The sequence below is a fragment of the Klebsiella sp. JN_Kp121 genome (genome assembly GCF_040062145.1).
In the GTDB taxonomy this organism is placed as follows: Bacteria; Pseudomonadota; Gammaproteobacteria; order Enterobacterales; family Enterobacteriaceae; genus Klebsiella; species Klebsiella aerogenes.
Genome location: NZ_JBEAHX010000030.1, coordinates 1 through 22,771, shown reverse-complemented (window position 1 = coordinate 22,771; position 22,771 = coordinate 1). Strand labels below are relative to the sequence as shown.

Below are 22,771 nucleotides of genomic sequence, written 5' to 3'. Positions count from 1 at the left end.
CTCTTTTGTTACCCGCAGCCTGCCCGGAAGCTGACTCATACCTGCAACCAAAAGGTCACGGGACCATCGTTTACCAGCGAGACCTGCATATCCGCAGCGAATCTCCCGGTCTGAGTATTCATTTCTTGTTGGCGGCAGCGCTCAACAAAGTATTCATACAGCGCTTCCGCTCTGTCCGGCGCCGCGCCTTTGGAAAAACTCGGGCGCATGCCGCGCTCGGTATCGGCCGCCAGCGTAAACTGCGAAACTACCAGCACGCTGCCGCCCGCCTGCTGGACATTAAGATTCATTTTGCCTTCGGCATCGCTGAAAATGCGATAGCCGAGCACTCGTTCACACAGACGATTGGCCTTCTGTTCGTCATCGTCTTTCTCGACGCCCAGCAGCACCAGCAATCCCGGACCGATTTCACCCGTCACTTCACCCTCCACGGTAACGCTTGCACGGGATACGCGTTGAATTAATGCAATCATGGTTGTTCTGTTTCTTCTTTTTTGAGTTTGCGGTATTCACCGAGAGTGACAGTTATTTCAGCGCCAAGCAAGACGATACACCAGGTCCAGTAAACCCAGACAAACAAAATGGGTACTACCGCAATCACGCCATAAATCAGCTGGTATGACGGAAACATCGTGATATATAAAGCAAAAGCCTTTTTACCGGCTTCAAAAAGCAGTGCCGCCACCAGCGAGCCGATTACCGCATCGCGATTACGTACCTGGGTGGTGGGCACAATGCTATAAAGCATCCAGAACGCCGCCCACGATAAGATTAGCGGGAATATACGGAGTACATCATCAATGACGCTATTGAGATCGCTGGCCCAGCGTAGTGAGAGAAGATAGGAACTGATTGCCAGACTGGCGCCAGCCAACAGCGGCCCGAGAGTCAGGATCATCCAATAGACCGCAAATGAATAGATTTTTGGCCGCGTCCGACTGCTGCGCCAGATGGTGTTCAGCGCGCTATCAATCGAATACATCAGCAGTAATGAGGTGACAATTAACCCAAAGGCGCCGACGGCCGTCATCCTGCTGGAGTTCGCCACAAACTGTTCGATATATCCCTGAATGACATCCCCGGTCGCCGGAATGAAGTTGGCAAAGATAAAATGGCGGATCTGCACGCTGACGTCGGAGAACATCGGAAAGGCGGCAAACAGGGCAAAAACCACGGCGATCAGCGGTACCAGCGCAAGTAAAGACACGTAGGCCAGATTCCCCGCCAACGTCGTCATGTTGTCTTCTTCAATTCGCCGCCACAGCAGCTTAAGCCAGGCCACCAGCGGCCTGGTATGGTATTTGGTTTTTTGATGAACGCTTTTTAGCATAGCTGCTTCGCAAAGTAGTTGGGGATGGTCTCCTTATCCGTGACCAGAATACTGGTGATCCCCAACTGGTTAGCCCCAGCTATATTATCGGCGTTATCGTCGAAAAAGACCGCGTCTTGCGGCGAAAATCCTTCCGCCTGCAGCACGCTTTGGTAGATACGCGTTTCGGGTTTGCGCATCCCCATCTCTTGCGAAAGATACACATGATCTGCGGCAGCACGTACTTGTGGATATTCGCTTGGCCAGAAAGTGGTATGTAAACGGTTGGTGTTCGAGAGTACGACCACGCGGTGCCCCTGGTCGCGAAGTTTTTGCATAATGTCGGTGACTTCTGGACGCAAGGCGACAAAAACGGCCTGCCAACCGTGGGCAAACTGTTCATAGCTCAGCGGCATGTTCATTTCATGACACATTGCAGCGGCAAACTCTTCATCGCCGATCTCCCCGCGTTCATGCTGGTGGAAGGCATCGCCCATAACAAAGTCTTGCTTTAGCGTCGCCAGCGGGATGCGGGTCAAATCGCTCCACGTTCCGAGCACCCGGTTGAAGTCAATGTCGACAATCACATTACCTAAATCAAAGATATAGAGCATTTTTGTCTCCTTCCGCGCCGTTGAAGATTAACTGTAGCGGGAAAGAAGAGGTTTGACTATGAACAAACGGGAAACGGCTCAAGACATCTCAGACGCAAAAACGACCAAAGCCGCATATCTGCGGCTTTGGTGAAATGGCTGAACGCTTAAAATCAGACCAATGCGGTTTCCAACATATTCTTTCTGCGGTTGATGCGTTTAACCAACATCACCGAAACGAACGCGCCGGCGCAAGCGAAGCAGGCCATGATGCCAAAGACTATCTTGTACCCCACCAGACCCGGATTAAGATCGAGAATGTAGCCGTACAGGCTATAGCAAAACATAGCTGGCGCATAGCCAATGAAGCTCCCCAGCGCCATCGCCGCGCCCGTCTGGTTTTCAGCGATTTTCGCTTCCCCAATCGGGGCAAAAAACACGGCTCGTTGCGTAAAAACAATGGCGCCGAACCCGAGAGTACACACCATACCCAGATAGACCGGCATACTTTCGTGCGGTAACAGAATTAACGCGACTAAAGCCAACGTACTGATACAGAAGGTATAAAACAGATATTTACTTGGCGATTTGAGGATCTTATCGGCAATTAAACCGCCAATTGGACCACCGATCATTTTTAAACAGTACTGGTTAATAATGCCGTATGCGCCAACCAGGGCTACCGGCAGCATGTAGATGTTCTTCAGGAACGGGATAAAGAAGGTGAGTCCACAGTACACGGCGTAGACAAAAAACACATTGAAGGCAATCAGCCAGATTGTTTTGTCTTTCAGCACCGAAGAGATGCTGGTTTGTTGCCTGGTGGCGCCTTCATCAGCGGCGGGCGTCGACTCATCCTTCTGCTTAAGCATGAAAAACAGCAAGATGCCTACAACAATGACAATAATGGCGTAGAACCAAATGCCGGCTTTAAAACCCAGCAAACCACTGCCAAACCAGGTGAAAATAGCCAAGGCTGAGAATGCGATGACGGTGTCAACAATACCGCGTCCCGTTTCGAAGAAGCCAAATAAGCGTCCCTGTTGTTCGCTATTTCCTAACCGACTCACCGATTTTAATAGTACCGGCCAGTTCATCATGTCGCAGGTGACGCCAAATAATGCCCAAACAAATAGAATGCCCCAATAGCCAGGCATCGTTGTCAGATAGATACCTAACAATCCCGTCGCTATCAGTGAAAATGACATGGTGTAGCGACGCGGAAGTTTATCAGCAAAGTAAATTGACAAGAAAAAACCAATGGTTGTCACCACTGAGTTTACCGACATGGCATTACCAATCTGACCATTGGTCAAATGAAAGTAATCCTGCATCGGTATATAAAACGCATCTTTTAATGAAGGCAGTTTATAAATGGTACCACCACAAAGCGTTAACAGGCTAAATATAGCCCATTTCTTTCTTGTGAGCATAAGATCCCCTGATGACTTAACATCATTTTATTTAAGGATATGGAATGTTTCGCTATTAAATTAAAATAGCGGCCATCAATACCAAATTTAATTAAAAATTAACGCGAAAGCACTTTCAGAGCATCATTTTTTATGTCGTGTAAGGTGTCCCTGACAAAATTTAACTGGGCGATCGCATCCTGTTTTTCTTTATCCAGCCGGGCTTCAAGTTGCGTTGTATCAAGCAGAGGCGTTTCGCTCAGTTGTCGCCACGGGATCCACGGGTTATCGCCTTCGGTTGCAAAACGGAAAGGCGGCGCGTAATAATCAACCTCTTCTTCCAGACCGTAGGCCATCACCTGTGGTTGCTCCTGGCCCAGACAAATTAACTCAGTCAGCAGCGCTTTAAATGGCATATCGCCGTGACCTGAATTACAGGCCCGGTGCCCCAGTCCGCCATTTTCCGCAATGATACAGGCATCTTTAATGTGAACCTGAGTGACATAGGGCGACATGACCGCTAACGCTTCCAGCGGCTGTTCGTTGGCATTGATCATATTGGCAAAATCAAAAAGCAGTGATAGCGATGGCATCTCGCTTTGTTTAACCAGATTGACTAACTCAATACTTTTCAAATCTTCATGTTGTTCAATGGTAAAAGTGAGTCCAGAGTGACTATACGTCTCTTTAATATATTGAATATCAGCCGAAATACTTGCTAAAACATCCTGTAAAGGCCCTTCGTAACGAGGATAAAAACGAACGGAGGTTGCCCCGGTCTTTAATGCGATAGCGACGGCTTGATCGATGGTCTCTTTATCGGAGGCGCTGGTTTCTATATGTATATCCAGCCGTAACGCTTTTGCCTGCTCGCCAAAAGCGGCCAATTGCATATTATCCATACAGCTAAGAGAGTAACGCTCGCCATCGAGGACATGAATTTTCACACCTTTTAAATGATGGCTATTCGCAATTTTCAGTAAATCAGCCGGTAAAATTCTCTCCAGCCGCATATTCAGGTGATATGCATAAGCATGAAGATAAAGAGGAATATTATCAATGCGAGAAAGGATCTTCTCAGCGTTATCTTTAGTGAGCATAAAATACCTACAAGTTAATAAAGAGATCCACAGCCTCAAATCGCCAATACTCGAGATCTATTTGCACGATATTACCTGCACTATCGGCACGATGTTTTTCTATCAGAATAGCGGGCATACCGGCAGAGCCGCCAATGAATTTACTTACATCGCCGGGCATTCTTACTGGCCTGAAGGCTAATTTTTTAATAACTACAGTTTTATGATAGTCATTCTCCCAAACGGTGGAAAAAGACTGGTTCTTGAGTCTGGTAATAAAATCCGGGGCAACATTCGGGTTGATAAACGTTTCATGATAAAAAACTTTATGCCCTTCCAGGGCCCCCCAGCCGGTTATCAGATATAAATCTTGCGCAGGACAGGTAGCAAAGAGAGCTTCTGCGACGTCGGGATACTCAGTCGTACGTACCTTTTCGATAAAACCCCACGAAGGTTCTCTACCCTGTTCAATCGCTGCCCGCTGAAAGCTGGCCGAGAGCTCCGGGCTATAGTTAAAACGCGGCTGGGCAACAAACCAACCTTTACGGTCTTTACGAAATATTCTTGATTCCGCCTCCAGGCCGAGCAGCGCCTGGCGCAACGTCATGCGCTTGATACCGAGCAACTCGCCAAGCTCGCGCTCGGACGGCAGTTTTCCACCCGATACCGTCAGCCCCTGCTTTAACCACAGGTCCAGTTTCTCTTTCGCATTTTCCACAGTGGATGGGTTATTCGTCATTGTTTAATCCATTTGGTTTAAACCAGATGACTCATCTTACTCTTGTGCAAAAAAAGAAAGCAATTGCTGTCGCAAGCTTTAAGAATAATTGTGACCAAGCTCTCTACCGGAGCCACACTGGCGCCGCCAGAAGATAAGTATGAGGAGCAGGCATAAAAAAACCCCGCCGGAGAGGCGAGGTTTGAAGGGTAGCAAGAAGGGTAAATTACTCTTCTTTCGCACCGCGCATAGCGCGTTTACGATCGTTCTCGGTCAGGTGACGTTTACGGATACGGATAGACGTCGGAGTAACTTCTACCAGTTCGTCGTCATCGATGAACTCCAGAGCCTGCTCCAGGGTCATCTTAACCGGCGGAACCAGAACCGTTGCTTCGTCAGTACCGGACGCACGCATGTTGGTCAGTTTCTTACCGGTCAGGCAGTTTACCGTCAGGTCATTAGAACGGCTGTGAATACCGATAATCTGACCTTCGTAAACTTCAGCGCCGTGGCCGAGGAACAGCTTACCGCGATCCTGCAGGCCGAACAGTGCGAACGCAACCGCTTTACCCTGACCGTTAGAGATCAGTACGCCGTTGTTACGCTGGCCCACTTCGCCCGGACGAACATCGTCGTAGTGGCTGAAGGTGGAGTACAGCAGACCGGTACCGGAAGTCATGGTCATGAACTCTGAACGGAAGCCGATCAGACCACGGCTTGGGATCACGTAGTCGAGACGTACGCGGCCTTTACCGTCTGGATTCATGTTTTTCAGGTCGCCTTTACGCTCACCCAGCGCCTGCATGACAGAACCCTGGTGCTGCTCTTCGACGTCCAGCGTCACGTTCTCGAACGGCTCTTGTTTACGGCCATCGATTTCGCGGAAGATAACTTTCGGACGGGAAACCGCCATCTCGAAACCTTCACGACGCATGTTTTCAATCAGAACAGACAGGTGCAGTTCGCCACGGCCAGAAACGCGGAACGCATCGGCGTCTTCGGTTTCTTCGACGCGCAGCGCAACGTTGTGCACCAGCTCTTTGTTCAGACGGTCCAGGATCTGGCGAGAGGTAACGAACTTACCTTCTTTACCGCAGAACGGAGAGGTGTTGACGTTGAAGAACATAGATACGGTCGGCTCATCAACAGACAGTGCCGGCAGCGCTTCGACGTTCTGCGGGTCGCAGATGGTGTCGGAGATGTTCAGCTCGCCCAGACCGGTGATCGCGATGATGTCGCCAGCTTCGGCTACGTCGCTCTCGATACGCTCGAGACCCAGGTGAGTCAGTACTTTACCGACTTTACCGTTGCGGGTTTTCCCTTCGCTATCGATGATAGTGATCTGCTGGTTCGGCTTCACTTTACCGCGCTTGATGCGACCAATGCCGATTACGCCAACGTAGTTGTTGTAGTCGAGCTGGGAGATTTGCATCTGCAGCGGACCGTCAAGGTCAACGTCCGGCGCCGGTACACGGTCAACAATCGCCTGGTACAGCGGGGTCATGTCTTCAGCCATGTCTTCGTGGTCCAGACCCGCGATACCGTTCAGCGCGGAAGCGTAAACGATCGGGAAGTCCAGCTGTTCGTCGGTCGCGTCGAGGTTAACGAACAGGTCGAATACCTGGTCGACAACCCAATCCGGACGCGCGCCCGGGCGGTCAACTTTGTTGATGACCACGATCGGCTTCAGACCGTGAGCAAACGCTTTTTTGGTAACAAAGCGCGTCTGCGGCATCGGGCCGTCAAAGGCATCAACCACCAGCAGCACAGAGTCAACCATGGACATAACACGCTCAACTTCACCTCCGAAGTCGGCGTGCCCTGGGGTATCAACGATGTTGATACGGTAATCATTCCATTTGATTGCAGTGTTTTTAGCGAGGATGGTAATCCCACGCTCTTTCTCCAAATCGTTGGAGTCCATCACACGTTCTTGTGCTTCAGTACGTGCGTCGAACGTACCGGATTGCTGTAGCAGCTTATCAACCAGGGTAGTTTTACCATGGTCGACGTGCGCGATGATGGCGATATTACGCAGATTTTCGATCACAACTTTGCCTCAGGCATTAGAAATAGCGCGTTATTGTACACGTATTAAGCGAAGGACTGAACAGGATCACAAAGATCCTCCGCAAACAAGTATTGCAGAGTTTGTTTGTGACCGCTTTCACGGAGCGATAAAAGGGCACCGTAATAAAAATTGCACCAAAATGGTGCTCAACGTTCACATTGAAGCACTATTTTGGTGCATTATCTCCATCATGGTGCAGTCCTTTTGCACTATGGTGCGCATGATACAGCGTTTTACCGTACTTTTAAAAGTTGGCACAGATTTCGCTTTATATTTTTTAAGGCAACAACGCCACTTTTAAGCAGTAAGAAGTTCGTTACCACGACGACAATGACCAATCCGGGAGAGTTTAAGTATGTCCGCTGAACACGTTTTGACGATGCTGAACGAGCACGAAGTGAAGTTTGTCGATCTGCGCTTCACCGATACCAAAGGTAAAGAACAGCACGTCACGATTCCTTCCCATCAGGTAAATGCCGAATTCTTTGAAGAAGGCAAAATGTTTGATGGCTCCTCGATTGGCGGTTGGAAAGGTATTAACGAATCCGACATGGTCCTGATGCCGGATGCCACCACGGCGCTGATCGACCCGTTCTATGAAGAACCGACGCTGATCATCCGCTGCGATATCCTGGAACCAGGCACCCTGCAGGGCTACGACCGCGACCCGCGCTCTATCGCCAAGCGCGCTGAAGAATATCTGCGCGCCACCGGCATCGCCGACACCGTGCTGTTCGGGCCGGAACCAGAATTCTTCCTGTTCGACGACATCCGCTTTGGCGCATCCATCTCTGGTTCCCACGTGGCCATTGACGATATCGAAGGCGCATGGAACTCTTCTACCAAATACGAAGGCGGCAACAAAGGCCACCGTCCGGGCGTGAAAGGCGGTTACTTCCCGGTTCCGCCGGTAGACTCCTCTCAGGATATCCGTTCTACCATGTGTATGATCATGGAAGAGATGGGCCTGGTTGTTGAAGCTCACCACCACGAAGTGGCAACTGCAGGTCAGAACGAAATCGCCACCCGCTTCAACACCATGACCAAAAAAGCGGACGAAATTCAGATCTACAAATATGTTGTACACAACGTCGCTCACCGTTTCGGTAAAACCGCGACCTTCATGCCAAAACCAATGTTTGGCGATAACGGTTCCGGCATGCACTGCCACATGTCCCTGTCCAAGAACGGCGTAAACCTGTTCTCCGGCGACAAATACGCGGGCCTGTCTGAGCAAGCGCTGCACTACATCGGCGGCGTTATCAAGCACGCTAAAGCGATCAACGCCCTGGCGAACCCGACCACTAACTCCTACAAGCGTCTGGTCCCGGGTTACGAAGCGCCGGTTATGCTGGCTTACTCCGCCCGTAACCGCTCTGCTTCCATCCGTATTCCGGTAGTTGCCTCGCCGAAAGCGCGTCGTATCGAAGTGCGCTTCCCGGACCCGGCTGCCAACCCGTACCTGTGCTTCGCCGCACTGCTGATGGCCGGCCTGGACGGTATTAAAAACAAAATCCATCCTGGCGATGCGATGGACAAAAACCTGTACGATCTGCCGCCGGAAGAAGCGAAAGAAATCCCGCAGGTTGCAGGTTCTCTGGAAGAAGCCCTGCAGGCTCTGGACGCAGACCGCGAGTTCCTGACCGCAGGCGGCGTCTTCACTGACGAAGCTATCGATGCTTACATCGCCCTGCGCATTGAAGAAAACGACCGCGTACGTATGACTCCGCACCCGGTTGAGTTCGAACTGTACTACAGCGTCTGATTTTGCTGTAAATCCATGGTGTTCCCGTGTTGTGGCACGGGATACCAGGGATGTTTTGTTGCCGTGGAAACTTTCAGCCCATCTCAGGATGGGCTTTTTTCTCCAGCAACACGCTGATCTCTCGCGCTTTTTACCAATAAAAAGCTATACTGCACTAAAATAGTGCAACCATTTCAGGAGACTGTCAGATGGCAACAGGCACACAGCCCGATGCTGGGCAGATCCTCAACTCGCTGATCCACAGTATCTTATTAGTCGATGACGACCTCGCGGTGCATTACGCTAACCCGGCTGCCCAGCAGTTACTGGCGCAAAGTTCGCGTAAATTATTCGGTACGCCGCTGCCAGAATTGCTGAGCTACTTTTCGTTAAACATTGGCCTGATGCAGGAAAGCCTGCAGGCGGGTCAGGGCTTCACGGATAATGAAGTGACGCTGGTGATTGACGGCCGCTCGCACATTCTCTCCCTCACCGCTCAGCGCCTGCCTGAAGGCTATATCCTGCTTGAGATGTCGCCGATGGATAATCAGCGTCGTTTGAGCCAGGAACAGCTGCAGCATGCTCAGCAGGTGGCGGCGCGCGATTTAGTGCGCGGTCTGGCGCATGAAATTAAAAACCCGCTCGGTGGCCTGCGCGGCGCGGCGCAGCTATTGAGTAAAGCGCTACCGGATCCCGCGCTGATGGAATATACCCAGGTGATTATTGAACAGGCCGACAGGTTACGTAACCTGGTCGATCGCCTGCTGGGGCCGCAGCATCCCGGTATGCATATCACGGAAAGCATTCATAAAGTCGCGGAGCGCGTGGTGGCGCTGGTCTCCATGGAATTGCCGGATAACGTCAAACTGATCCGCGATTACGACCCGAGCCTGCCAGAGTTGGCCCACGACCCGGAACAAATCGAGCAAGTGTTGCTGAATATCGTGCGCAACGCGCTGCAGGCCCTGGGGCCCGAAGGCGGCGAAATCATCCTGCGCACCCGTACCGCCTTTCAGCTCACGCTCCACGGCGTACGTTACCGTCTGGCGGCGCGTATCGACGTGGAAGATAATGGTCCCGGTATCCCACCCCATCTGCAGGATACGCTGTTTTACCCCATGGTCAGCGGCCGCGAAGGCGGTACCGGTCTTGGCCTTTCTATCGCCCGCAGTCTTATCGATCAGCACTCCGGCAAAATTGAATTTACCAGTTGGCCTGGCCATACCGAGTTCTCGGTATACCTGCCTATTCGGAAATAGAGGTGTTTATGCAACGAGGGATAGCCTGGGTAGTCGATGACGATAGCTCCATCCGTTGGGTGCTTGAACGCGCACTCACCGGAGCGGGTCTAAGCTGTACCACATTTGAGAGCGGCAATGAGGTGCTTGATGCCCTCACCACCAAAACGCCGGACGTTTTACTCTCCGACATTCGCATGCCTGGGATGGACGGTCTGGCGCTGTTAAAGCAGATTAAACAACGCCATCCGATGCTTCCGGTCATCATTATGACCGCGCACTCGGATCTCGATGCCGCCGTTAGCGCCTATCAGCAGGGCGCCTTTGATTACCTGCCGAAACCTTTTGATATTGATGAGGCGGTGGCGCTGGTTGACCGTGCGATTAGCCATTATCAGGAGCAGCAGCAGCCGCGTAATACGCCGGTCAGCAGCCCGACGGCCGATATTATTGGCGAAGCGCCGGCGATGCAGGATGTGTTTCGCATCATTGGCCGCCTGTCACGCTCCTCAATCAGCGTACTGATCAACGGCGAATCAGGTACCGGTAAAGAGCTGGTCGCCCACGCGCTGCATCGCCACAGTCCACGCGCCAAATCGCCGTTTATCGCCCTTAACATGGCGGCCATTCCGAAAGATTTGATTGAATCGGAACTGTTCGGCCATGAAAAAGGGGCTTTTACCGGCGCCAATACCGTCCGTCAGGGGCGTTTTGAGCAGGCCGATGGCGGTACGCTGTTCCTTGATGAAATTGGCGATATGCCGCTGGATGTTCAGACGCGACTGCTGCGCGTGCTGGCTGACGGCCAATTTTATCGCGTTGGCGGCTATGCGCCGGTGAAAGTCGATGTGCGGATTATTGCCGCGACCCACCAGAACCTTGAGCTACGCGTGCAGGAAGGAAAATTCCGTGAAGATTTGTTCCATCGCCTGAACGTGATTCGCGTACATTTGCCGCCGCTGCGCGAACGCCGGGAAGATATTCCGCGCCTGGCGCGCCACTTCCTGCAGATTGCCGCCCGCGAACTGGGCGTCGAAGCCAAGCAGTTGCATCCGGAAACGGAAGCGGCGCTGACGCGGTTGGCCTGGCCCGGTAACGTGCGACAGCTGGAGAACACCTGTCGCTGGCTAACGGTGATGGCAGCAGGCCAGGAGGTATTGACCCAGGATCTGCCGTCCGAGCTGTTCGAAACGTCGATTCCCGATAGCCCAACGCAGATCCAACCGGATAGCTGGGCGACGCTGCTGGGGCAATGGGCTGACCGTGCCCTGCGTTCCGGTCATCAAAACCTGCTATCAGAAGCGCAGCCGGAGATGGAGCGTGCATTGCTCACCACCGCGCTACGTCATACGCAAGGGCATAAGCAGGAAGCCGCTCGTCTGCTGGGCTGGGGGCGAAATACGTTAACGCGGAAGCTAAAAGAGCTGGGAATGGAATAACACCTGACCCAGCGGCGAAATGAACGCCCGGTGAGCTGACTCACCGGGATTCGCTTAAATAACGCGAGAGAACTGCTGCAGGCGCGCTTTCTGCCGCAAATAGGCATCGAAGCACATACAGATGTTACGAATCAACAGACGGCCTTTTGCCGTGACCTGTATTCCTTTTTCATCCACATCCACCAGCCCATCTTTCGCCAGCGGCGCCAGCAGTTTCATATCTTCGGCAAAGTAATCGTTGAAGATAAGATCCCACTGCGCTTCAACCGCCGCGAACTCAAGACGGAAGTTACAAATCAGGGCCTTAATGACATCCCGGCGGATACAATCATCGCGGGTCAACGCAATACCCCGCCACAGCGCAGTGCCGCTTTCATCAACCTGCTGATAATACTGTTTCAGCTCTTTCTGGTTCTGCGCATAGCAGTCGCCAATCATACTGATCGCCGACACGCCCATTCCGAGTAGATCGGTATCACCTTGAGTGGTGTACCCCTGGAAGTTACGGTGCAGCACGCCTTCGCGCTGGGCAATCGCCAGTTCATCGTCCGGGCGGGCAAAGTGGTCCATGCCGATAAACTGATAGCCAGTATCGGTAAGCGAAGCGATGGTTTCCTGCAGGATATCCAGTTTCTGCCCTGCGCTCGGTAAATCCGCGTCTTTAATTTTGCGCTGCGCAGCGAATAGCGTAGGCAGATGCGCGTAGTTAAATACGCTCAGACGGTCCGGATTCAGTTCTGCGACTTTCTGCAGCGTGAAGGCAAAGCTTTCCGGCGTTTGCTTCGGCAGACCGTAAATCAAATCGATGTTGGTCGATGTGAAGCCAATCTCACGTGCATGACGCAGCAGCGCAAAGATGAATTCCTCATCTTGTTCACGGTTCACCAGGCGCTGCACTTCTTTATTGAAATCCTGCACCCCCATGCTCAAACGGTTGAACCCTGCAGATCGTAAATGATCCAGTACATCCAGTTCGATTTCACGCGGATCGACTTCGATGGAGATTTCCGCATCGGCGTTAAAGCTGAAGTGGCCGCGCAGCAGATTCATCAAGCGGCTGATTTGCGCTTTGTTGAGATAGGTCGGCGTACCGCCGCCCCAGTGCAGTTGACTAACCTGGCGGCCGGCAAAAAGCGGCGCGCGGTGAATAATTTCCTGCTCAAGGACATCAAGATACTGGTCAGCCTTATGCTGTTGGCGGGTGACAATCTTATTACAGCCGCAAAAATAGCAGAGCTTATGGCAGAACGGGATATGGACGTACAGCGACAGCGGCCGCTGCGGGTAGCGGTCCACGGCGGCGGCAAAATCAGCAGCGCCGAACGCCGGAGAAAACTCCAGCGCGGTGGGATACGAGGTATATCGCGGCCCGGAATAGTTATATTTCTGGATAAGGGCCAGATCCCAGTCGATTAACTGCTCAGACATGCTCACTCCTTCCGATGATGCCGCCGACGGGTACGCCGTGCCGGCCCAACCGCATCTCGGGTCATGAGCCGGTTGCGCAGCCATTTTTGACGCCGCGACAACCGTCTTAGTTTAACGAATAACCACAGCAGATAACATATAACCAGAAGGGTTATAAGCAGGACCGGGAATCCGATGGGATGCAAACGTTAGTTTCCACCCTTCAGCAGACGCATCATATCTTCCTGACGCTCTTCTTCTTCCTCGTCCTCGTCGTCATAGGAGAGGCCAAGCTGCTGCATCAGCGCGTCAATACGATCCAGTTTGGCATCGACCCAAGCCTGCTCTTCAGCATTCAGGGTACCGCCCTCTTCCAGACGTTCCAGCAGCGCGTCCAGGCGCTCATCATTCTCCAGCAAATCCAGCTCAGCCTGCGGTGAAAGCATAGGTTTCTCGCTCTTCGGTTTGTGCTGCTTAACGGCCGGGGTGCTTTCTGTCACGCCCAGCGGGATCGGTTTTTTGCTGCCAATGCGTGGGTCCTGCTGCTGGCTGCGGCCTTTGCCTGCTGAAGCAGCATCGCCGCCGCTGGTGCGGCTGCCTGCGGCATGGCCGCGGTGTTTTTTCTGACGTTTACGGTCGCGTGCTTCCTGGTTCAACTCTTCACGCGACTTACCACGTGCTTTACCGCGCGATGCGGATGCCGGTTTTTTCATGATGTGTGATCTTCAGACAGTTTTCTTCAGTATAGAATTGAGGCGGAATCTAGCAGAAAGCAAGCAAAGAAAAAAGGCGACAGATTAATCTGTCGCCTTTTTCCGCACTCACAACCCTTAACGGGTTTCCACTTTCCATGTCAGCTATCGACTTACCCTGTCTTTCCCTTAGCTTCCAACGGTCCTTGTTCTATCCCTTTCCCTTTTAAAACGTCTCCAGACGTTTGTCATCCTGACAATCCCGGTCTTCGCCTCCTGGCGCTCCTGACCCCTCGTCCTGAGTCGTAATCCTCCGGCATCCTCGCCTTTGCCCACTACTTTACCGTTTTGCCGGAAATCGACAACCACCTGTAGGATGAAAAGCCTGCTTAAGGGAATAGAGTTTCCTGTAACAGTATGATTTAACGATAATCTATGAATTTGACGTCAGGTTTTTCTCACAAATTTCGTATAGTCCTTATGGACAATGTCTCACAAAGCCCATGGTTTTTACTTACAACGCCGACGTGCGGTAAAAACAGCCTTTTTCTGCCTTTCAGGTATAATCCCCGCCATAGCCTGATTTTACGGAGACGACAGTCTTGACCAACTGGAATTATCAACAGACGCATTTTGTCACGAGCGCGCCTGATATCCGCCATCTTCCATCCGATACCGGAATCGAAGTGGCATTCGCTGGCCGCTCAAATGCGGGCAAATCCAGCGCCCTTAATACGCTGACTAATCAGAAAAGCCTGGCACGTACGTCAAAAACGCCGGGTCGTACCCAGCTTATCAACCTGTTTGAGGTTGCGGAAGGTAAACGCCTGGTCGACTTGCCGGGGTATGGCTACGCGCAGGTGCCGGAAGAGATGAAAATCAAATGGCAGAAGGCGCTGGGTGAGTATCTTGAAAAACGTCTGTGCCTGAAAGGCCTGGTGGTATTGATGGATATCCGTCATCCGCTGAAAGATCTCGATCAGCAGATGATCGAATGGGCGGTGGAAAGCGATATACAGGTGCTGGTCCTGCTAACCAAAGCCGATAAGCTCGCCAGCGGCGCGCGTAAAGCACAGGTCAATATGGTGCGTGAAGCGGTACTGGCCTTCAATGGCGATATCCAGGTTGAGCCTTTCTCTTCGCTGAAAAAATCTGGCGTGGATAAGTTGCGTCAGAAGCTGGATAGCTGGTTTAACGACATCCCGCCGCAAGAAGCCGCCGAAGACGCAGAGTAACCCCCGCTTTTTCCGGATAATGGCGCCCAGCGCCCTATCCGGACGTTCATTTTACGCGGTTGTCAGCGCGTAAAACTTTTCTTTCGCGCAATAAAAAACGCCCCGGTCATAAATGACCGGGGCGGCTAAAATATTCAGCCAAATCCGATTACGTGAAGTAAAAGGTCTGAAAGATAGAACATCTTACCTCTGTACCCTACGCGAATAACTTTACTCTTCTTTCGGTTATGGATAAAGCACTTTTTGTAGTTTTTTTTCACTATTTACATAACAAATTCAAATGGCCATCACAAAAATCTATAAGTTATGTTGCTAACTTACAAAAAAGAGCCTTACAGATTGCCCACTTAGTGCGCTTGATCCCAGTTTTCACCGCTACCGACTTCCACCAATAACGGCACCGCCAGCGTAGTACTGTTTTCCATCAGCTCATGCACCTTCTTCGATACGCTATCCAGATCGTCTTTGTGCACTTCAAACACCAGTTCATCGTGCACCTGCATGATCATCCGCACGCGCGGTTTTTCACTCAGCAGCCAGTCATCAACGGCAATCATCGCCCGCTTAATAATATCCGCCGCCGTTCCCTGCATCGGTGCGTTGATCGCCGCTCGTTCCGCGCCCGCGCGGCGGGCGCCATTGCTGGATTTGATATCCGGCAGATACAGACGACGCCCTTCCAGCGTTTCAACATAGCCCTGCTCTTTCGCCTGCGCGCGGGTACGTTCCATATAGTCCAGTACGCCCGGATAGCGCTCGAAATAGAGATCCATGTACTTCTGCGCTTCTTTACGCGGGATATTCAGCTGACGCGCCAGACCAAATGCGCTCATACCGTAAATCAGGCCGAAGTTAATCGCCTTCGCGCTGCGGCGCTGTTCATTACTGACGCTTTCTAACGGTAAGCCAAATACCTCTGCCGCGGTGGCGCGGTGAATATCCTTACCTTCCGCAAACGCCTTCAGCAGCCCCTCATCGCGCGACAGGTGCGCCATGATGCGCAGCTCAATCTGCGAATAGTCGGCAGACACAATCAGATAGTCCTGAGGCGCAATAAACGCCTGACGAATACGACGACCTTCGTCATTACGTACCGGAATATTCTGCAGGTTAGGATCGGTCGAAGAGAGACGCCCGGTCGCCGTCACCGCCTGATGATACGAAGTATGAACACGACCGGTTTTCGGGTTAATCATCAGCGGCAGCTTATCGGTATAGGTCGATTTAAGCTTCGCCAGCCCACGATACTCGAGGATCACCTTCGGCAGCGGGTAATCCAGCGCCAGTTCCTCCAGCACCTCTTCAGAAGTCGACGGCGCACCGCCAGGCGTTTTCTTCAGCGGCTTGATGCCCTGCTTTTCAAACAAGATGGTTTGCAACTGTTTGGTAGAAGAGAGGTTGAACTCCTCACCGGCAATTTCATGGGCGCGTTGTTCCAGTTCAACCAGACGCTTAGCGATCTCCTGAGAATGCGCGTGAAGCACCGCCGGATCGATTTTCACGCCGTTGCGCTCAACCCGCGACAGCACCGGTACTAGCGGCATCTCGATATTTTTAAAGATATTCAGCGGGCCTTCATGCTGCTGCAATTGCGGCCACATCTTCAGATGCAGTTGCAGCGTCACGTCAGCATCCTCCGCGGCGTAACGCCCGGCCTCTTCCAGCGCGATCTGATTAAAGGTGAGCTGATTTTTACCTTTGCCGGCAATCTCTTCAAAAGTGATGGTTTTGTGTTTCAACCAGCGATCGGACAAGCTATCCATATCATGTCGACCCGCGACGCTGTCGAGGGTGTAGGATTCCAGCATGGTGTCGAAGGCAATACCACGCAGTTCAATGTCGTAGTTGGCCAGGATGCCGCGATCGTACTTCAGGTTTTGCCCTACTTTTAGCACCTTGTCATCTTCCAGCAGCGGCTTGAGCAGCTCCAGCACGCGTTCACGTGGGATCTGGTCCGGCGCGTCGAGATAATCATGGGCCACCGGCACATAAGCCGCGACGCCAGGCTCAATCGCGAATGACAGACCCACCATATTGGCGGAAATGTTATCGAGGCTATCCGTTTCGGTATCAAAAGCGAATAGCGGCGCTTTCTTCAATCTGGCAATCCATTCGACCAGCGTCGCTTCATCCAGGATAGTCACATAATGCTCAGAAGAGAGCGTCGCGGCGACCTCTTCTTCCATAATCACCGCGGCTTCAGCTGGTTTCGCCGCTGGTTTAGCGCCTTTCCCCTGTAGCCATTTGCCGGATTCGACATCGGTGATCCAACGTTTGAATTCATATTGCTTAAACAATGCCAGCAGCTCATCTGCCGCCGGCTGCGCAACTAACAGCTCTTCGCAACCCAGATCCAGTTCAACATCGGTTTTTATCGTCGCGAGTTGATAAGAGAGGTAGGCCACCTCTTTGTTCTGCTCCAGCTTCGCCGCCATCGTTTTCGCGCCGCGGAAGGTCAGCCCGGCGATTTTTTCCGGTTCTGCATAGAGCGTATCCAGACCACCCAAACCCTGCAGTAGCGCCTGCGCCGTTTTTTCCCCAACGCCCGGGACGCCAGGTATGTTATCCGAGGAGTCGCCCATCAGCGCGAGGAAATCAATAATCAGTTCCGGCGGTACGCCGTACTTATTCACGACCTCTTCCGGGCCGAGGATAGTGTTGGTCATGGTGTTGATTAAGGTAATGCCCGGCGCCACCAGTTGCGCCATATCTTTATCACCGGTGCTGATCAGTACCGGGCGGCCCACTTTTTCCGCCTCGCGGGCCAGCGTGCCGATAACGTCATCCGCTTCAACGCCAGGCACCGCCATCAGCGGCAGCCCCATCGCCTTCACCATCTTGTGCAGCGGTTCAATCTGCGCACGTAGATCGTCCGGCATCGGCGGACGATGTGATTTGTAATGCTCAAACAATTCGTCACGGAAGGTTTTCCCTTTGGCATCAAATACCACGACGGCATGCGTCGGCTGATACTGCAGGATCAGGCTACGCAACATATTCAGCACGCCGTACATAGCGCCGGTAGGCTCCCCGGCGCTGTTAGTTAGCGGTGGGAAGGCGTGGTAAGCCCGATATAGGTAAGAGGAGCCGTCGACGAGGATGAGAGGGTTTTCTGGGATCTGAACCATAATTTCCGTGCCTGTTTATCAGATTATGGGTAAAGGATGCCACAGACGGGCATGAAATCCTGAATTTTTCCCGCATTTAGCCGAAAAGATTCATCGCAGAGGGGAATCGCTGCACAATATTATCTGTGGATAACTTTGTGTATAGTTTTATCGCCTCAGCCCAAAAAGCCTAAGCCATGTAACATGTCATCTTATAACTCATTATATATCAAAGAATTAAATATTCCCCCAAGGCTATATGCGATTCATGATGACTCAATGTTCCATGTGGATATAAGATTCGCGTTTTTTTCTGTTCTGGTAAGACCCGTTATTTACCGCGTTTTCTGGTAAAATCAGCCTCTTGCGCGGCTTAAGAAGGTTCTTTGCCGGCCTAACTTTCTGAATAAACTAACTATGTCGAGATTACTCGCTGCGATAACGCTCCCGCTGAGTATCGCCCTTACTATCTTAGTCACCATTATCTGTTCCGTACCGATTATCATCGCCGGACTGATTAAACTGCTGGTACCTATCCCGGCGGTTTGGCGTTCTATTTCCGTTTTTTGCAATTTTATGATGTATTGCTGGTGCGAAGGACTGGCGCTGCTGCTGCATCTCAACCCATGGTTGAAATGGGATATTCAGGGGCTGGAAGGGCTGAATAAAAAGAACTGGTATCTGCTTATCAGCAACCATCACAGCTGGGCGGACATCGTGGTGCTCTGCGTTCTGTTTCGCAAGCATATCCCGATGAATAAATACTTCCTCAAGCAGCAGTTGGCCTGGGTACCGTTTATCGGCCTGGCCTGCTGGGCGCTTGATATGCCTTTTATGCGCCGCTATTCGCGCGGCTACTTACTGCGCCACCCGGAACGTCGCGGTAAAGACGTCGAAACGACTCGCCGCTCATGTGAAAAATTCCGCTCTCATCCGACAACCATCGTCAATTTCGTCGAAGGCTCAAGGTTTACCGCTGAAAAGAAGCGCGAGACGCGCTCGCCTTACCACAACCTGTTGCCGCCTAAAGCTGCGGGCATAGCGATGGCGTTAAACGTCCTCGGCGCACAGTTCGATAAGCTACTGAACGTTACACTGTGCTATCCGGATAATAATGCCAGGCCGTTTTACGATATGTTAAGCGGCCGCCTGACGCGCATCGTGGTACGTATTAATCTGGTGCCGATTGGCGAGGAACTACACGGTGATTACGTCAATGATAAAAACTTTAAGCGCGGTTTCCAGCGCTGGCTGAATGGGCTTTGGGAAGAAAAAGATCGTCAGCTCACTGACATTATGCAGGGTAACGAAAAGTCGTGACTATAGAGTCGATAAAAAAAGCCGGTCAGTGACCGGCATTTTTTTTATTTCTTTTCAACCAGTTGTTTCACAGTATCTGCGTACTGGGAAACAAACGCGTCCATATTGCTGGTATCCATACCCTGCGGGTTCAGCTGGTATTTACCATTAACAAACATCGCCGGAACGCCCTGCAGCTGTAAATCGGCTGCGGCTTTCTCTTGCTGGGCGACCAGAGACTTCACCACAAAGCTGTTCCATGCCGCGTCGTAATCTTCACCTTTAACGCCCGCATCAACGAAGACTTTACGGATGTCGGCAGTGGACTGCACGGTTTGGGTTTTCTGTACCGCTTCAAACATCGGCGCGGTTACTTTATCTTCAACGCCCAGCGCGATCGCCACAGCCCACGCCTGGGTCAGGTCTTTACCCAACGGGCCCAGGAATTCAACGTGATACTTGGTCATTTTGGTGCCTTCAGGCAGTTTCTGACGTACATTGTCGGAAACGTGCAGCACTTCTTCAAACTGATAGCAGTGCGGGCAGTAGAATGAGAAGAACTCAAGGACCTGAGGTTCACCTGCAACCGGCTTATCAAGGGTGGTGTACTGCTTGCCGTCGGTGATCTGGGCAGCGGATGCACTGAAAGCCAGAATCATACCAGCCAGCGCCAGCCAAATTTTTTTCATGATTATTTCTCTCCTGATATATCACATTAATACATTGGCGTTAACTGAAGAGGGGGTTCCTGCAGAACCTTCACCTGCTCAAGAAATGTTGCAGTCTGCCCGCGCCAATAATCTTCCCCGGTTAACCATGGGAAATTTATAGGGAAAGCAGGATCGTCCCAACGCCTGAGCAGCCACGCCAGATAATAAACTAAACGCATGGCGCGTAAAGGTTCGATGAGAGCGATTTCGTCCATGTTGATCGGACTGAATTCTTCATAAGCCTCAATGATGGTCTCCAGCTGCATGCGCTGTTCGGCTTTATCGCCATTCAGCAGCATCCAGAGATCCTGTACCGCCGGGCCGCTGCGGGCATCATCTAAATCAACAAACAGCGGACCATCGCGCCACAGGATATTACCGGCGTGGCAGTCGCCATGTAGACGAAGCGTATCCGCACGCCCGTGCCACTGCGCCCTGACGGCATCAATGAGTTTATCAGCCGCACCCAGGAAATCAGCCTTCAGGCCAGATGGAATAAGCGTCGCCTGTTCGAATACCTGACGTGGTTCCAACAGATATTCTTGTACGCCAATCTCCGGGCGCGCATTAAAACGCTGCTTACGACCGGTCTGGTGCAGGCGGCCAAGATAGCGCCCGACCCATTCTATTTGGTCAAGATTATCCGCTTCGAACTGGCGGCCACCGAGGCTTGGGAAGATGGCAAAGAAGAACCCTTGATGTTGATGTAGCGTGCTGTCGTTAAATAAGAGCGGCGCGGCAACGGGCACTTCATCTTCTACGAGTTGAAGCGCAAACTGATGTTCTTCGAGGATCTGTTCTGCAGACCAGCGTTCAGGACGATAGAACTTCACCACGTAGCGGCGGCGATCTTCGTCCTGAAACTGGTAAACACGGTTCTCATAGCTATTAAGCGGGGTCAGACCGGAGTCGACCCGCATTCCCAGATCGAATAATCCATCAATGATGGTATCCGGGTGAAGCGTCTGAAAAGTAAAAGCCTTATCGTGCATCCTGACATCCGATAATCGTACGAATGCTTCAGGATATCATCTCGTAGCCGGTTTCGCGGCAGCACTTACAACCTTTTACTCTTTAATAACACCGCGCGCGCGTAACAGTGCGGTTTTAAAATCCTCTTCATAATCTTTCTGAATACCCGGGATGACAGCCTCTTTCGATGAATCACGCATCTTCAGGTGATAAATCAGAATATCATCAGAAAGATCGGCTAGTTCACCTTTGTAACCTGCTTCAGCCGCCAGTTTCTGCAAGAATTGCATCAGGTTCAGTTCAGGTTCTTTTTGCCAGGCTGGCTGGAGAAGCTCAATTACTTCATTCAGGCGTTTACATTTCATAGTCATGCTCCTTACTCTTGATAGGGACAAGTTAACAGGGTCAATCCCACAATGAAAGAGGCGATATTAATATGCAAAGCGAGGCAATAACCGGCGTCGTGCTGGCGGGTGGAAGAGCTACGCGCATGGGCGGTGTTGATAAGGGATTGCAGTTGCTGAATGGTCGTCCTCTCTGGCGTCACGTTGCGGATTCATTAGAGCCGCAGGTAGGCAGATTAGTGATTAGCGCTAATCGCAATCTTGAGTATTGGCATACTAGCGGATATGCCGTTTATCGCGATACCCAAGCTGATTTTCCAGGCCCACTGGCCGGAATGCTTGCCATTATGCAGCAGGTAGATAGCCCATGGTTTGTATTTTGCCCCTGCGACACGCCGTTCATCCCCTCTTTTCTGGTCGAGCGCTTTCTACAACAGAAAGCTTCAGCGCCGGTGGTTTGGGTACACGATGGCGAGCGCGATCATCCCGCCGTTGCATTAGTTCATCGTCAAATCATTCCGGAACTGGAGACTTATCTGGCTCATGGAGAACGCCGGGTGATGGTCTTTATGCGTCAAGTAGGTGGGCACCCGGTGAATTTCAGCGATGTGAAATCAGCGTTCATCAATGTAAATACATTGGATGAGTTGCAGCAGATGCAGGAGTCATCATGATCCCCTTACTGGCGATCGCCGCATGGAGCGGTACCGGGAAAACAACGTTATTAAAACGCCTTATCCCTGAACTCTGCGCTAAAGGATTGCGGCCGGGGCTAATAAAGCATACTCATCACAATATGGATGTCGATAAACCTGGCAAGGATAGTTATGAGTTGCGCAAAGCTGGCGCTTCACAAACTATTGTCGCCAGTAAGCAGCGTTGGGCGCTGATGACAGAAACCCCAGATGAACCCGAATTAGATCTTCAATGGCTGGTAAGCAGAATGGATCCGGACAAATTGGATTTCGTTTTGGTGGAGGGTTTTAAGCATGAACCTGTGCCGAAGATCCTGCTTTTCCGGCAAAATAGCGGGCATCTTGTAGAAGAGCTAGTGATTGATGAACATACGATCGCCGTAGCCAGCGATGTGCCCATCGTGACGTCACTTCCGCTGTTGGATTTAAATAATATTCCACAGATCGCGACGTTTATTGCGAGTTGGTTAGAGAGGCAATAGCGGTGATATAGGTGGGATTTCCCCGGAGGCGGTGCTGCGCACCTTTTCCGGGCTACGGGGTCTGTAGCCCCGGTAAGCGCAGCGCCACCGGGGAAGATGGCGGTGCGTCTGACCGCAAAACACAAAAACAAAAGGCCCGGTCTTCCGGCTGAGCCTTTTGTTTACGTTGCTATGACAGCGGCTTTCCCCGGAGGCGGTGCTGCGCACCTTTTCCGGGCTACGGGG

20 protein-coding genes are annotated in these 22,771 nt (G+C 51.9%); 7 read left to right on the top strand and 13 right to left on the bottom strand.

Annotation, left to right across the window (positions count from 1 at the left end):
* Positions 1-35: 35 nt before the first annotated feature.
* The 7 genes from dtd to typA form a co-directional block, all read right to left on the bottom strand.
* Positions 36-473, bottom strand: a complete 438-nt coding sequence (dtd, locus tag ABLU86_RS20325) for a D-aminoacyl-tRNA deacylase (RefSeq protein WP_015368967.1) — start codon at positions 471-473, stop codon at positions 36-38.
* The gene (locus tag ABLU86_RS20320) at positions 470-1,330 is read right to left on the bottom strand and encodes a virulence factor BrkB family protein (protein WP_015368968.1); all 861 of its coding nucleotides are present in this window, start codon (positions 1,328-1,330) and stop codon (positions 470-472) included. Before ABLU86_RS20320 ends, dtd begins: the two co-directional genes overlap by 4 nt.
* Complete coding sequence (yihX, locus tag ABLU86_RS20315) at positions 1,324-1,923, bottom strand: glucose-1-phosphatase (RefSeq protein ID WP_032712978.1); 600 nt, start codon at positions 1,921-1,923, stop codon at positions 1,324-1,326. Before yihX ends, ABLU86_RS20320 begins: the two co-directional genes overlap by 7 nt.
* Before the next feature lie 152 nt (positions 1,924-2,075).
* Positions 2,076-3,335, bottom strand: a complete 1,260-nt coding sequence (locus ABLU86_RS20310; RefSeq protein WP_032712979.1) for an MFS transporter — start codon at positions 3,333-3,335, stop codon at positions 2,076-2,078.
* 98 nt (positions 3,336-3,433) lie between these two features.
* Complete coding sequence (locus ABLU86_RS20305) at positions 3,434-4,414, bottom strand: TIM barrel protein (RefSeq protein WP_348796387.1); 981 nt, start codon at positions 4,412-4,414, stop codon at positions 3,434-3,436.
* A 7-nt stretch (positions 4,415-4,421) separates the two neighbouring features.
* Positions 4,422-5,132, bottom strand: coding sequence for a GntR family transcriptional regulator (locus ABLU86_RS20300; protein ID WP_015703931.1), 711 nt, complete (start codon positions 5,130-5,132; stop codon positions 4,422-4,424).
* 205 nt (positions 5,133-5,337) lie between these two features.
* Positions 5,338-7,161 carry a ribosome-dependent GTPase TypA gene (gene typA / locus ABLU86_RS20295; protein ID WP_015368970.1) on the bottom strand — a complete coding sequence of 608 codons (1,824 nt, stop codon included), beginning with the start codon at positions 7,159-7,161 and terminating at the stop codon, positions 5,338-5,340.
* Positions 7,162-7,537: 376 nt separating this feature from the next.
* On the opposite strand from typA, the gene glnA reads away from it, so the two are divergent.
* The 3 genes from glnA to glnG all read left to right on the top strand — a co-directional run bounded on the left by glnA (position 7,538) and on the right by glnG (position 11,603).
* Entirely contained in the window at positions 7,538-8,947 is a 1,410-nt protein-coding gene (gene glnA, locus ABLU86_RS20290) for a glutamate--ammonia ligase (protein ID WP_015368971.1), read from the top strand.
* A gap of 188 nt (positions 8,948-9,135) precedes the next feature.
* Entirely contained in the window at positions 9,136-10,185 is a 1,050-nt protein-coding gene (gene glnL / locus ABLU86_RS20285) for a nitrogen regulation protein NR(II) (protein WP_015368972.1), read from the top strand.
* An 8-nt stretch (positions 10,186-10,193) separates the two neighbouring features.
* The gene (glnG, locus tag ABLU86_RS20280; RefSeq protein ID WP_015368973.1) at positions 10,194-11,603 is read left to right on the top strand and encodes a nitrogen regulation protein NR(I); all 1,410 of its coding nucleotides are present in this window, start codon (positions 10,194-10,196) and stop codon (positions 11,601-11,603) included.
* Positions 11,604-11,657: 54 nt separating this feature from the next.
* Here the strand turns inward: glnG and hemN are convergent, their stop codons facing one another.
* Together hemN and yihI are read right to left on the bottom strand one after the other, a co-directional pair.
* Positions 11,658-13,031 (bottom strand): oxygen-independent coproporphyrinogen III oxidase, encoded by a 1,374-nt coding sequence (gene hemN / locus ABLU86_RS20275; RefSeq protein WP_117026140.1) that lies wholly within the window; start codon positions 13,029-13,031, stop codon positions 11,658-11,660.
* Between the two features lie 188 nt (positions 13,032-13,219).
* Positions 13,220-13,723 (bottom strand): Der GTPase-activating protein YihI, encoded by a 504-nt coding sequence (gene yihI / locus ABLU86_RS20270; RefSeq protein WP_015703929.1) that lies wholly within the window; start codon positions 13,721-13,723, stop codon positions 13,220-13,222.
* Positions 13,724-14,304: 581 nt separating this feature from the next.
* Here yihI and yihA point away from each other — a divergent pair.
* Positions 14,305-14,937, top strand: a complete 633-nt coding sequence (gene yihA / locus ABLU86_RS20265; protein WP_015368976.1) for a ribosome biogenesis GTP-binding protein YihA/YsxC — start codon at positions 14,305-14,307, stop codon at positions 14,935-14,937.
* Positions 14,938-15,284: 347 nt separating this feature from the next.
* Here the strand turns inward: yihA and polA are convergent, their stop codons facing one another.
* The gene (gene polA, locus ABLU86_RS20260) at positions 15,285-18,065 is read right to left on the bottom strand and encodes a DNA polymerase I (protein ID WP_126027882.1); all 2,781 of its coding nucleotides are present in this window, start codon (positions 18,063-18,065) and stop codon (positions 15,285-15,287) included.
* A 396-nt stretch (positions 18,066-18,461) separates the two neighbouring features.
* Between polA and ABLU86_RS20255 the strand changes: the two genes are divergently transcribed.
* Positions 18,462-19,364 (top strand): acyltransferase, encoded by a 903-nt coding sequence (locus ABLU86_RS20255; RefSeq protein ID WP_015368979.1) that lies wholly within the window; start codon positions 18,462-18,464, stop codon positions 19,362-19,364.
* Positions 19,365-19,408: 44 nt separating this feature from the next.
* On the opposite strand, the gene dsbA is transcribed toward ABLU86_RS20255, so the two are convergent.
* The 3 genes from dsbA to ABLU86_RS20240 form a co-directional block, all read right to left on the bottom strand.
* Entirely contained in the window at positions 19,409-20,032 is a 624-nt protein-coding gene (gene dsbA / locus ABLU86_RS20250) for a thiol:disulfide interchange protein DsbA (RefSeq protein WP_015368980.1), read from the bottom strand.
* Between the two features lie 26 nt (positions 20,033-20,058).
* Positions 20,059-21,045: a serine/threonine protein kinase gene (locus ABLU86_RS20245; RefSeq protein WP_117026142.1), complete on the bottom strand. Its 987-nt coding sequence runs from the start codon at positions 21,043-21,045 to the stop codon at positions 20,059-20,061.
* Between the two features lie 75 nt (positions 21,046-21,120).
* Complete coding sequence (locus ABLU86_RS20240; RefSeq protein WP_015368982.1) at positions 21,121-21,390, bottom strand: YihD family protein; 270 nt, start codon at positions 21,388-21,390, stop codon at positions 21,121-21,123.
* A gap of 71 nt (positions 21,391-21,461) precedes the next feature.
* Between ABLU86_RS20240 and mobA the strand changes: the two genes are divergently transcribed.
* Entirely contained in the window at positions 21,462-22,043 is a 582-nt protein-coding gene (gene mobA / locus ABLU86_RS20235) for a molybdenum cofactor guanylyltransferase MobA (protein ID WP_032712986.1), read from the top strand.
* Entirely contained in the window at positions 22,040-22,546 is a 507-nt protein-coding gene (gene mobB / locus ABLU86_RS20230; protein WP_015368985.1) for a molybdopterin-guanine dinucleotide biosynthesis protein MobB, read from the top strand. Before mobA ends, mobB begins: the two co-directional genes overlap by 4 nt.
* Positions 22,547-22,771: the final 225 nt, after the last annotated feature.